Below are 12551 nucleotides of genomic sequence, written 5' to 3'. Positions count from 1 at the left end.
GTGTTTCGTCCTCGCGCGGCGTCCCATCGGACATCGTGGGCGTCGTGAGTGACACCCTGCCCTCGGACCTCGTCGACCTGGCCCACGCGAAGGGGGTCTCGACCGAGTACTGGGACTGGAAGGGCGTGCACACCCACATCCCGCAGGACGCCCTGCGCCAGGTGCTCACGGCGCTCGGCGAGGACGTCTCCGACGACGACGCGGTGCGCGGCTCCCTTCGCCGGACCCGGCAGGCGCCCTGGCGGCGCACGCTGCCCGCGACGGTCGTCGCCCGTACGTCGCACCCCTACCGACTGGCGGTCCACGTGCAGCACGGCCGCGCGGTGCGGGTGCACGTCGAGCTCGAAGGGGGAGGCCGTCTCGACCTCGACCAGGTGCCCCACGACGTGGCGCCGGTCGAGGTCGACGGGGTGCTCGTCGGCGAGGCCGCCTTCGAGATCCCCGCGGGCCTGCCCCTGGGCTACCACGAGCTCGTGGCCGAGGTGGAGGGCGAGGACGCCCTGCCGGACCCGACGACCCGACGGGCGACCTTCGTCGCCGTCCCCGACGCCCTCGAGCTGCCGGCCGGTCTCGACGAGCGGGCCGCGACCGGTCTGACCACCCAGCTCTACCAGGTGCGCTCCGAGACCTCCTGGGGCCTGGGCGACCTCGGGGTGCTGCGCGAGCTGTCGCGGTGGGCCGCCCGGGAGCACGGTCACGACTTCGTCCTCGTCAACCCGCTGCACGCGGCCGAGCCGGTCGCGCCGGTCGAGCCCTCGCCGTACCTGCCGACCTCGCGCCGTTTCGTCAGCCCCCTCTACGTCGACATCGCGACCCTGCCCGACCTCGACCGGCTCGAGCCCGGGACGCGGGCCAGGATCGACGACCTCGCCGCCGAGGCGGCGCCGCTCAACCGCACCGACGTCCTCGACCGCGACGCGAGCTGGGCGCTGCGCCACCAGGCGCTGCGCATCGCCTACGCCGAGCTCGGCCCGCTGCACGCGCAGCGGATGCAGCCCTGGTACGAGGCCGAGGGCGAGGGGCTGCTCCTCTTCGCGACGTGGTGGGTCGTCGCCCAGGTGCACGGGCCCCACTTCGCCACCGACTGGCCGGCCGAGCTGCGCGACCCGGCCTCGCCCGCGGTCGCGGACTTCCAGCGTGCGCACACGGGCGAGATCAGCTTCGCCTGCTGGGTCCAGTGGGTGCTCCAGGAGCAGCTCGCGGCGGCCCAGGAGGCCGCCGTGGACGCGGGCATGCGGCTCGGGGTCGTCCACGACCTCGCCGTCGGCATCCACCCGAAGGGGGCCGACGCGTGGGCCCTCGGCGACGCGCTCGCCCGCGGGGTGACCGTCGGGGCGCCGCCGGACCAGTTCAACCAGCGTGGCCAGGACTGGTCGCAGCCGCCGTGGCGCCCCGACCGTCTCGCCGAGCTCGGGTACGCGCCCTACCGCGACATGATCCGCGCCGTGCTGCGCGACGCCGGGGGAGTGCGGGTCGACCACGTCATCGGGCTCTTCCGTCTGTGGTGGATCCCCGTGGGCCACGCGCCGACCGACGGGGCCTACGTGCGCTACGACCACGAGGCGATGATCGGCATCCTCGCGCTCGAGGCGCACCGGGCCGGCGCCGTCGTCGTCGGCGAGGACCTCGGGGTCGTCGAGCCCTGGGTGCGCGAGTACCTGCTCCAGCGCGGGGTGCTCGGCACGAGCATCGTGTGGTTCGAGCAGGGCGAGGACGGACGTCCGCTCCCGCCGCAGGACTACCGCCGCCTGTGCCTGGCCTCGGTGACGACGCACGACCTGCCGCCCACGGCGGGCTACCTCGAGCTGCGGCACGTCGAGCTGCGCGACGGGCTCGGGCTGCTCACCCGGTCGATGGAGGAGGAGCTCGCCGCCGAGCGCGACACGGTCGCGACGATGGAGGAGGCGCTCGTCGAGGCAGGGCATCTCGCCCCCGAGCGCCGGGGCGACGTGCCCGAGGTCGTCGCCGCGCTCCACCGCTGGCTGGCCGCCACCCCGTCGGTCCTGCGCGGCGTCGCCCTCACCGATCTCGTCGGCGACACGCGGACGATCAACCAGCCCGGCACCGACGAGGAGTACCCGAACTGGCGGCTCCCGCTCGCCGACGCGCAGGGCCGCCCGCTGACCCTCGAGGACGTCGTCGCCGGGGCCGGCGATCCTGTCTGACGAGTCACCCCTGAGGGTGACGGACGGGTCACAGTTGGGTCTCGACACCTCCACGACCGTGGCGCAACCGACTTCTCATCAGTTGAGATTGCCCCTGCAGCGACGACCGTGCTGCGACCAAGACCGGACTCGGTCCGGGGAGTCCGCCAACGTGGCGGCTTATTCGTAGGAGGACATCTATGCGAGTCAACTCTCGCGCGATGGCCATTGCCGGAATCTCCGCAGCCGCGCTCGTCGCGACTGCGTGCGGCGGTGGCGACAGCAGCTCGGACAGCGGCAGTGGCGGGGGCGAGGGCCAGGCTGGCGGTTCCTTCTCGATCCACGGCTGCACCCCGCAGAACCCGCTCGTGCCGGGTAACACCAACGAGACCTGCGGTGGCAACATCCTCGACGCCGTCACGGCGAAGCTGGTCCACTACAACCCCGAGACCGCCGAGCCCGAGAACGACCTCGCCGAGTCCATCGAGACCGAGGACAACCAGACCTTCACCGTCAAGCTCAAGGAGGGCCGCAAGTTCTCCGACGGGACCGACGTCACCGCCAAGAGCTTCGTCGACGCGTGGAACTGGAACCGCGCCGGCAAGAACGCCACCCTCTCCTCCTACTTCTTCGACGTCATCGACGGCGCGGCCGACATGGACTGCGGCACGAAGAAGGAGAAGGACAAGGAGTCCGGCGAGATGGTCGACGTCCCGGACTGCGAGGGCAGCCCGGCCAAGGCCGACGAGATGTCGGGCCTGAAGGTCGTCGACGACACCACCTTCACCATCAAGACCACCGAGAAGGTCTCGAACCTCCCGGTCCGCCTGGGTTACACCGCCTTCGCGCCGCTCCCCGAGTCCTTCTTCGAGGACGACGGCAAGGCCTTCGGCGACAAGCCGGTCGGCGCCGGCCCGTACATGGTCAAGACCTACGACAAGGGCCAGCAGGTCGTGCTCGAGAAGAACCCGGAGTACACGGGCGACTTCGCGGGCAACGCCGACGAGGTGACCTTCAAGTTCTACCAGGACACCGACGCCGCCTATAAGGACGTGCAGGCGGGCACGCTGGACATCCTCGACCAGCTCCCCACCTCGGCTCTCGCGGGCAAGAAGTACGAGGGCGACCTGCCCGACCGCACCGAGCAGAAGGCGACCGGCGTCTTCCAGTCGATCAGCTTCCCCTCGCCGAAGGCCGACAAGACCTTCGAGGACAACCTCGAGCTGCGCAAGGCCATCTCCATGGCCATCGACCGCGACACGATCATCGACAAGATCTTCGCGGGCACCCGTCAGCCGGCCACCGGCTGGGTCTCCCCGGCCGTCGACGGCTACAAGGAGGGTGCGTGCGGCGACGCGTGCACCTACGACAAGGCCAAGGCCAAGGAGATGTTCGACCAGGCCGGCGGCTACGACGGCACGATCACCATCTCCTACAACGCCGACGGTGACCACAAGGCGTGGGTCGACGCGACCTGCTCCTCGATCACCGACGCCCTCGGCGTGAAGTGCGTCGGCAAGTCCTACCCGGACTTCGCCACGATGCGCGCGCTCGTCACCGACAAGAAGATGAAGGGCCTCTTCCGCACCGGCTGGCAGATGGACTACCCGTCCATCGAGAACTTCCTCGCCCCGCTGTACGGCACGGGCGCCGGTTCCAACGACGGTGACTACTCCTCGGAGAAGTTCGACACCCTCCTCAAGGAGGCCGCTGCCGGCGAGGACGCCGAGGCCGCGAACACCAAGTACCAGGAGGCGGAGGCCGAGCTGGCCAACGGCTTCCCGGTCATCCCGCTCTGGTACGGCCAGGCCATCGCCGGCTGGAGCGACAAGGTGGACAACGTCAAGCTGACCCCCTTCGGCACCATCGACGTGGCGACTGTCACGGTCAAGTGACGTAACCTGCGGCGGCGTCCCCCACACCCGGGGGGCGCCGCCGCAGGCGCGCCCTCGCTGACGCGGGCGCGCCGAGCACAGGAAGAAGAGACGATGACGAAGTTCGTCCTGAGGCGACTGCTGCAGATGCTGCCGGTCGCGCTCATCGCGATGTTCTTGATCTAGTGGATGGTCTTCGCCCTACCGGGTGATCCCACGGCCAACAAGTGCGGAGACAAGCCGTGCTCGCCAGAGTTCATCGCGCAGTTCCGCAAGGAGAACAACCTCGACGACCCGTTGCTGCTGCAGTACGTCAAGTACCTCGGCAACGTCGTCCGCGGTGATCTCGGCACCACCTACCAGGACCTCGACGTGGCCTCCGAGCTCGCGAGCCGCTTCAAGGTGACCGCCAAGCTGGCCCTCATCGCGCTCGGCTTCGAGTTCGTCGTCGGTGTCCTCGCCGGCGTCCTCGCCGGCATCCGCAAGGGCGGCTTCGTCGACAGCCTCGTGCTCGTCTCGACGCTCTTCGTCATCGCGATCCCGAGCTTCGTGCTCGGCTCGGTCGCCCAGACGGCCTTCGGCGTGAAGCTGCAGATCTTCCCGGTGACCGTGAGCTCGCAGGCGACCTTCTACGAGCTCCTCCTGCCCGGCCTCGTCCTCGGGTCCCTCTCGCTGGCCTACGTCGCGCGACTCACCCGCACGAGCCTCGTCGAGAACCTGCGCGCCGACTACGTGCGCACCGCGACCGCGAAGGGCCTGACCCGGAACCGCGTCATCGGCGTCCACACCCTGCGCAACTCGCTCATCCCGGTCGTCACCTTCGCCGGCGCCGACTTCGGCGCCCTGCTCGGCGGCGCGATCGTCACGGAGGCGATCTTCAACATCCCCGGTGTCGGCGGCTTCATCGCGAACGCGGTCCGCGTCCGTGACGGCGTCTCCGTCGTCGGGTCGGTGACCGCGCTCGTGCTCGTCTACCTGCTCATGAACCTGCTCGTCGACCTTCTCTACGGCGTGCTCGACCCGAGGATCAGCAATGACTGAGGCCACTCACGAGATGCTCGTGCGCCAGGACACCCCCGAGGGGGGCGACGTCGACGAGTCCCGCTCGCTGCTGTCCGACGGCTGGCGTCAGCTGCGCCGCAACTGGATCTTCTGGGCCTCGCTGGTCCTCATCACGGCCTTCATCCTCATGGCCGTCTTCCCCTCGCTGCTGACCAGCCAGGATCCGGGCGCCTCCGGCGCGCTCAAGGACAGCCACCTGCCCCCGAGCAGCGAGCACCTCTTCGGCACGAACCTTCAGGGCCGTGACGTCCTCGCCCGGTGCATCTACGGCGCCCGCGCCTCGATCCTCGTCGGCGTGCTCACGACGCTCGCGACCCTGACCGTCGGCTCGGTCATCGGGATCCTCGCCGGCTACTTCGGCGGGATCTTCGACACGATCTTCATGCGGGTGACGGACATCTTCTTCGCCATCCCGCTGCTGCTCGGCGGCATCCTCTTCATGTCGACCTTCCCCAACGAGGTCGACAGCGGCTACTTCGCCGTCGTCCTCAAGGTCGTCATCGCCCTTTCGATCCTCGGCTGGCCGAGCGTCGCCCGCCTCATGCGCGGCTCCGCGCTGCAGGTCAAGCCCAACGACTACGTCCAGGCCGCCCGCGCCCTGGGCGCCAGCCCCTGGCGGATCATCCGCTCGCACGTCCTGCCAAACGCGATGGCCCCGGTCATCGTCGTGTCGATGATCAACCTCGGTGCGTACATCGCCGCCGAGGCGACCCTGTCCTTCCTCGGCATCGGCCTGGCCGAGCCCGCGGTCTCCTGGGGCATCGACATCTCCGGCTCGCTGGACTACATCCGCGTCGCGTGGTGGCCGCTCGTCTTCCCCAGCCTCTTCCTGAGCCTGGCCGTGCTGGCCTTCATCATGCTCGGCGACGCCGTGCGCGACGCCTTCGACCCGAGGAGCCGATGACCATGGCACGTACCCGTACCGCCCCCACCACGGGGAACGACTTCACCCCTGTCGACGGCAAGCTCCTCGAGGTCGACGACCTCCACGTCGAGTTCGTCACCGACGACGGCGTCGCCAAGGCGATCAACGGCGTGAACTTCAGCCTCGAGGCCGGCAAGACCCTCGCCATCCTCGGCGAGTCCGGCTCGGGCAAGTCCGTGACCGCCCAGGCGATCATGGGCATCCTCCCGATGCCCCCGGGCCGCATCGCCGGTGGCGCCATCCGCTACTGCGGCGAGGACCTGCTGACCATGCCGGAGGACCGTCGCCGCAGCACCCGCGGCCCGGAGATCTCGATGGTCTTCCAGGACGCGCTGAGCGCGCTCAACCCGGTCTTCCCGGTGGGCTGGCAGATCGGCGAGATGTTCCGCAAGCACCGCGGGATGAACAAGTCCGACGCCTACGACGAGGCCGTGCGCCTCATGGAGCGGGTCAACATCCCCGCGGCCCGCGAGCGCGTCAAGGCCTACCCGCACCAGTTCAGCGGCGGCATGCGTCAGCGCATCATGATCGCCATGGCGATCGCCCTGGACCCCAAGGTGCTCATCGCCGACGAGCCGACCACCGCCCTCGACGTCACCGTCCAGGCGCAGATCATGGAGCTGCTCGAGGAGCTGCAGGCCGAGTACAACATGGGCCTGATCCTCATCACCCACGACCTCGGCGTCGTCGCCGACGTCGCGGACCGCATCGCCGTGATGTACGCCGGGCGCATCGTCGAAGAGGCGGACGTCCACGACATCTACGCCAACCCGGCGCACCCGTACACCAAGGGCCTGCTGGAGTCGATCCCGCGCCTGGACCAGAAGGGCCAGGAGCTCGCGGCGATCGGTGGCCTGCCGCCGAACCTCATGCGGATCCCGAGCGGCTGCGCCTTCCACCCGCGCTGCGTGCTCGCCCGGGAGACGTGCGTCCAGGAGCGCCCGCCGCTGGAGCCGGTCGGCCTCAACCGGGCTGCGGCCTGCCACTACTCGCAGGAGGTCCTCAATGCCTGACGACAGCGACATCATCCTCAAGGCCCGAGGCCTGAAGAAGCACTACCCGATCAAGGGCGGCGTCCTGCAGCGCACCGTCGGCGCCGTCAAGGCCGTCGACGGGGTCGACTTCGACCTGCGTCGCGGCGAGACGCTCGGCATCGTCGGCGAGTCCGGCTGCGGCAAGTCCACGCTCGGCCGGCTGCTCATGCGTCTCGAGGAGCCCACCGAGGGCACCGTCGAGTTCGAGGGCGTCGAGATGCACTCGCTCAAGGGCGCCGCGATGCGCAAGATGCGTCGCGACATCCAGATCGTCTTCCAGGACCCGTACACCTCGCTCAACCCGCGGCGCACGGTCGGCGACATCATCGGCGAGACCTTCGACATCCACCCGGACGTCGTGCCGAAGAAGGGGCGCCGGGCGCGGGTGCAGGAGCTGCTCGACCTCGTCGGGCTCAACCCCGAGCACATCAACCGCTACCCGCACCAGTTCTCGGGCGGTCAGCGTCAGCGCATCGGCATCGCCCGGGGCATCGCGCTCAACCCGAAGGTGCTCATCTGCGACGAGCCGGTCTCCGCGCTCGACGTGTCGGTGCAGGCGCAGGTCATCAACCTCATGGAGAAGCTGCAGCGCGAGCTCAACCTCTCCTACGTCTTCATCGCCCACGACCTCTCGGTCGTGCGCCACATCTCTGACCGGGTCGGGGTCATGTACCTCGGCCGCATGGTCGAGATCGGCGACGAGGACGAGGTCTACAGCCGGCCGACGCACCCGTACACGCAGGCGCTGCTCTCCGCGGTGCCGGTGCCGGACCCGACGCTGCGCGGCAAGCGTGACCAGATCACGCTCACCGGTGACGTGCCCTCGCCGGCGAACCCGCCGAAGGGCTGCCACTTCCACACGCGGTGCTGGCGAGCCCAGGACCTGTGCCGTGAGGAGACCCCGCTGCTCGAGATCCGACCCGACGGCGAGGGCGGCCACCTCTCGCGCTGCCACTTCGCCGAGGTGCGCGAGGTCATCGCCACCGAGGACGTCCGTGCGAGCGAGCACTCGACGCTCTTCGGCACCGGCATCGTCGACGTCGACCCGGACGACCAGGCGGGCATCGCGCCCGACCGCGACGAGCCCGACACCCCGGCTGACGACGTCGACCGTGACCCGGCGCGGGTCGACGAGCGACCTGGCTCCGACTCTCGAGAGCTCGGCGCCTGAGCGTCGACGTCGCCCCGCACGAACGAAGGGGGCCGGTCACCGTGAGGTGACCGGCCCCCTTCGTCGTGCTCGGGGGAGACGTCCTACGAGAAGGGGATCTCGTCGGTGATCGCGGCCGCCTCGGCGTCGCGGAGGGCCTGGGGCTTGTCCTCGACGACGGTCTCGACGGCGTGGCGCTGGATCTCGCCGCGCTCGATCTCCTCGGCGAAGTGGCAGGCGACCTTGTGCCCCGCGGGGACGCCGTCGACCTCGACGACCCGCAGCTGAGGCCGCTCGTCGTCGCAGCGGGTCTCCTGACGCCACGGGCAGCGCGTGTGGAAGCGGCAGCCGCTCGGCGGGGCAGCGGGGGAGGGGAGGTCGCCGCTGAGCAGGATCTGCTCGCGGGAGTCCTCGACGACCGGGTCCGGGACGGGCACCGCCGACAGCAGCGCCCGCGTGTACGGGTGCAGCGGCTGGGCGTAGAGGTCGTCGGCGTCGGCCTCCTCGACGAGACCGCCGAGGTACATCACCCCGACGCGGTCGGAGATGTGCCGCACGACCGCGAGGTCGTGGGCGATGACGAGGTAGGTCAGGCCGTACTCCTCCTGGAGGTCGGACAGGAGGTTGATGACCTGCGCCTGCACCGAGACGTCGAGCGCCGAGACCGGCTCGTCGGCGACGACGAGCTCGGGGTTGACCGACAGCGCCCGGGCGATGCCGATGCGCTGGCGCTGGCCCCCGGAGAACTCGTGCGGGTACTTCTTCAGCGCGGCGGCGGGCAGGCCGACGTCGGAGAGCAGCTGCTTCAGGCGCGGAGCCGCCTCCTTCGCGTCCTTGACGATCCCGTGCGCCTGCATGCCCTCGACGAGGAGCGACTCGACGCTCTGCCGCGGGTCCAGGCTGCCCATGGGGTCCTGGAAGACCATCTGCAGGTCCTGGCGGCGCCGGCGCAGCGCGTCGCCGCGCAGGTCGGTGAGCGCCTCGCCGTCGAAGGTGACGGTGCCCTCGGTGATCTCCTCGAGCGCGAGGATCGCGCGCCCCATCGTCGACTTGCCGCAGCCGGACTCGCCGACGAGCCCGTAGGTCTCGCCGCGCCGGATCTGCAGGTCGACACCGTCGACGGCGTAGACGTGCCCGACGGTCTTGTCGAAGATCACGCCCCGCTTGATGGGGAAGTGGACCTTCAGGCCCTGGACGTCGACGAGGACGTCGCCGTCCTCCCCCTTCGTCCGGGTGCCGTCCGTGCTCGTCGTGGACCGCGCGCTCATCGGGTCACCTCCGTCGTCTGCTCCGCCGGCGAGGGCTCGCCGTGGAGGGGGTTGAAGCAGCGCACGACGCGGGCGTCGCGCTCGGCGAGACCGGGGGTCTCCTCGCGGCACCGGTCGACTGCGTTGGAGCAGCGCGGTGCGAAGGCGCACGCGCTCGTCCACGGCAGGTTGTCGGCGACCGATCCGGGCACCGGGTTGAGCCGCTCGCCGCGGGCGCTCTCGAGGCCGGGCACGGAGGCGAGGAGGCCACCGGTGTAGGGGTGGCGCGGCTCGGCGAAGAGCGGGTGCCTGTCGCCGCGCTCGACGAGCCGGCCGCCGTAGAGGACGTTGACCTCGTCGCACAGGCCGGCGACGACGCCGAGGTCGTGGGTGATCATGATGAGCGCGGTGCCCATCTCCTGCACGAGGTCGCGCAGCAGGGTGAGGATCTGGGCCTGGATCGTCACGTCGAGGGCCGTCGTCGGCTCGTCGGCGATGAGCAGGCGCGGCTCGCAGGCCAGCGCCATCGCGATGAGCGCGCGCTGGCGCATACCGCCCGAGAGCTGGTGCGGGTACTCGGAGAGACGACGCTCGGGGTCGGGGATGCCGACCTTGGCGAGCATGTCGCGGGCGAGCGGGCGGGCGGCCTTCTTCGACAGGCCCTTGTGCCGCTCGAGGACCTCGGTGACCTGGCGCCCGATCGGCACGACGGGGTTGAGCGAGGACAGCGGGTCCTGGAAGATCATGCCGATCTCCTGGCCGCGCCGGTCGCGCATCGCCTTGTCCGAGAGCGTCAGCAGGTCGGTGCCCTCGAAGTCGACCGTGCCCGTCACGGTGTTGCCGCGAGCGGGCAGCAGGCCCATGATCGCCAGCGAGGTCACGGACTTGCCGCAGCCGGACTCGCCGACGAGGCCGACGGTCTGACCGGGGGAGACGTCGAAGCTCAGCCCGTCGACCGCGGTGAAGGGCTGCTCGCCGGAGCGGGTGAAGGTCACGGTGAGGTCCCGCACGGACAGCAGCGGGGTCGCGCCGCCACCGGTGGGGCGGGGGTGCTGGGTGCTCGTCGCCGTCATGGCGTCACCTCCGGGTCTTGGGGTCGAGGGCCTCGCGCAGCGACTCGCCCATGAGGGTGAAGCCGAGCGCGACGACGATGATGCAGATCGCCGGGTAGAAGGCGAGGTGCGGGTAGTCGTAGAAGTACTTCTGCGACGCACCGAGCATCTGGCCCCATTCCGGGGTCCGGTCGTCGGGGTTGCCGAGGCCGAGGAAGGACAGCGCGGCCGCGTCGATGATCGCCGTCGCGAGGACGAGCGTCGCCTGGACGATGACCGGGCCGAGCGAGTTCGGCAGCATGTGGCGCAGGACGATCGCCGAGCGCTTGACGCCGAGGGCCCGGGCCGCGAGGACGTGGTCCTTGCTGCGCTGGGCGAGCATCGCGCCCCGCAGGAGCCGGGCGAAGATCGGGATCTGCACGATGGCGATCGCGATGATGAGCGTCCACTGGCTGGGCCGGGCGGCGAGCGCCGAGATCGAGAAGGCGAGGAGCAGGCTGGGGATGGAGAGCATGACGTCGACCGCGCGCATGATGACGCTGTCGACCCAGCCGCTGAAGGCTCCCGCGAGGGTGCCCAGGACGACGCCGCCGGCGAGCCCGATGAGGGTGGCCATGACACCGACGACGAGGGTCTGCCGGCTGCCGACGATGAGGCGGGAGAGCAGGTCTCTGCCCTTGTCGTCACCGCCGAGGGGGAAGCCGTCCCGGGGAGCGGGGACCGGGTCCTTCTGGGCGCTCACCTTGAGCAGCCACTCGGTGGGGTCGTTCGGCGCCAGCAGCGGCGCGAGCAGCGCGATGAGGACGAAGACCGTCGTGATCGCCAGCCCGACGAGGAAGACGGGGTTGCGGCGCAGCCGCTTCCACGCCGAGGCGATGAGGCTCGTCCCGGGGGAGTCGGAGACCGCGCCGGCCTCGGCGAGGGCGTCGATGCGGGCCCGCTTGCGGTCGCCGGGACGCGGCATGGGACGCGGCGTGCCGGGCTCGGGGGTGCTGGGAGTCGTGCTCATCGGGTCCTCACTCGGGGGTCGATGACGGCGTAGAGGACGTCGACGACGAGGTTGACGAGGACGTAGACGATGGCCGCCGCGAGGATGATCACCTGCAGGACGGCGAAGTCGCGGCTGCTGAAGGACTGCGAGAGCGCCTGGCCGATGCCGGGGAAGTTGAAGACGGTCTCGGTGAGCACCGCACCGCCGAGCAGCGCGCCGGTCTGCAGGCCGACGGCGGTGACGATCGGCAGGAGCGCGTTGCGCATGACGTGCCGCCCGCGGATGACCCGCGAGCCCAGGCCCTTGGACTGGGCGGTGCGCACGTAGTCCTCGTCGAGGACGTCGAGGACGCTCGCCCGGGTGATCCGGAAGATCATCGCGAAGGGGATCGAGGCCAGGGCGATGCTCGGCAGGACGAGGTGCTTGAGGGCGTCGAGAGAGGCGTCCCACTCGCGGGTGAGGATGCCGTCGAGGACGAAGAAGCCGGTGACCCGGGTCGCGTCGCCGACGTCCTGACGACCGGAGACCGGCAGCCAGCCGAGCTTGATCGAGAAGTAGTACTTCAGCAGGAAGGCGAGGAAGAAGACGGGGACGGCCACGCCGACGAGCGAGCCGACGACCGAGAGGTTGTCCAGCGCGCTGCCGCGCCGCCGGGCGGCGACGTAGCCGAGCGGGATCGCGAGGAGGAGCGCGATGAGCATCGCGCCCAGGGCGAGCTCGATCGTCGCGGGGAAGCGCTCGAGGAAGACCTCCATCGCGGGCCGGCCGACCTGCACGGAGGTCGAGGCGCCGAAGTCGCCCTGGAGGGCGCGCTGGAGGAAGCGCCAGTACTGCACGGGGAGGGGGTCGTTGAGCCCCAGCTCGGCGGTGAGAGCGGCGCGGCTCTCGGGGGTCGCGCGCTCGCCGAGCATCGCGGAGACGACGCCGCCGGGCAGCGCGCGCAGCCAGGCGAAGAGCAGGATCGACAGGACGAAGACGACGAGGACCAGCTGGAGCAGCCGGCGGACGATGAATCTCAGCACGGGTAGGTGCCTCCTAGCGCTCGACAGGCGGTGGGGCCGCCTGGTCCGGG

General features: G+C 70.5%; 10 protein-coding genes. 6 read left to right on the top strand and 4 right to left on the bottom strand.

Going from position 1 to position 12551, the window contains the following annotated elements; genetic code table 11:
* Positions 1-44: 44 nt before the first annotated feature.
* From malQ to LIV55_RS05155, 6 genes are all read left to right on the top strand, one after another.
* Positions 45-2165: a 4-alpha-glucanotransferase gene (malQ, locus tag LIV55_RS05180; protein ID WP_123092372.1), complete on the top strand. Its 2121-nt coding sequence runs from the start codon at positions 45-47 to the stop codon at positions 2163-2165.
* A 200-nt stretch (positions 2166-2365) separates the two neighbouring features.
* Positions 2366-4039 carry a peptide ABC transporter substrate-binding protein gene (locus LIV55_RS05175; RefSeq protein WP_224766799.1) on the top strand — a complete coding sequence of 558 codons (1674 nt, stop codon included), beginning with the start codon at positions 2366-2368 and terminating at the stop codon, positions 4037-4039.
* Between the two features lie 168 nt (positions 4040-4207).
* A complete protein-coding gene (locus LIV55_RS05170) occupies positions 4208-5059 on the top strand; it encodes an ABC transporter permease (RefSeq protein WP_308012873.1) in 852 nt (283 codons plus the stop codon).
* Positions 5052-5984 (top strand): ABC transporter permease, encoded by a 933-nt coding sequence (locus LIV55_RS05165; RefSeq protein ID WP_123092189.1) that lies wholly within the window; start codon positions 5052-5054, stop codon positions 5982-5984. The genes LIV55_RS05170 and LIV55_RS05165 overlap by 8 nt, the downstream gene beginning before the upstream one ends.
* Positions 5985-5986: 2 nt before the next feature.
* Positions 5987-7018 carry an ABC transporter ATP-binding protein gene (locus LIV55_RS05160; protein ID WP_229299389.1) on the top strand — a complete coding sequence of 344 codons (1032 nt, stop codon included), beginning with the start codon at positions 5987-5989 and terminating at the stop codon, positions 7016-7018.
* Entirely contained in the window at positions 7011-8210 is a 1200-nt protein-coding gene (locus LIV55_RS05155; protein ID WP_123092187.1) for an ABC transporter ATP-binding protein, read from the top strand. Before LIV55_RS05160 ends, LIV55_RS05155 begins: the two co-directional genes overlap by 8 nt.
* Positions 8211-8293: 83 nt before the next feature.
* Here the strand turns inward: LIV55_RS05155 and LIV55_RS05150 are convergent, their stop codons facing one another.
* Genes LIV55_RS05150 through LIV55_RS05135 form a run of 4 tightly spaced genes read right to left on the bottom strand, consistent with a single transcriptional unit; the run spans position 8294 to position 12501 of the window.
* On the bottom strand, positions 8294-9457 hold the full coding sequence (locus LIV55_RS05150; RefSeq protein WP_191563369.1) for an ABC transporter ATP-binding protein: 1164 nt from the start codon (positions 9455-9457) through the stop codon (positions 8294-8296).
* A complete protein-coding gene (locus LIV55_RS05145; protein WP_123092185.1) occupies positions 9454-10509 on the bottom strand; it encodes an ABC transporter ATP-binding protein in 1056 nt (351 codons plus the stop codon). Before LIV55_RS05145 ends, LIV55_RS05150 begins: the two co-directional genes overlap by 4 nt.
* Positions 10510-10513: 4 nt before the next feature.
* Complete coding sequence (locus LIV55_RS05140; protein WP_224766801.1) at positions 10514-11497, bottom strand: ABC transporter permease; 984 nt, start codon at positions 11495-11497, stop codon at positions 10514-10516.
* Positions 11494-12501, bottom strand: a complete 1008-nt coding sequence (locus tag LIV55_RS05135; protein ID WP_123092184.1) for an ABC transporter permease — start codon at positions 12499-12501, stop codon at positions 11494-11496. The genes LIV55_RS05140 and LIV55_RS05135 overlap by 4 nt, the downstream gene beginning before the upstream one ends.
* Positions 12502-12551: the final 50 nt, after the last annotated feature.

This window comes from Janibacter melonis, from assembly GCF_020567375.1.
In the GTDB taxonomy this organism is placed as follows: domain Bacteria; phylum Actinomycetota; class Actinomycetes; order Actinomycetales; family Dermatophilaceae; genus Marihabitans; species Marihabitans melonis.
Note: the sequence above shows the minus strand (reverse complement) of the source record. Positions and strands in the feature narration are given on the sequence as shown.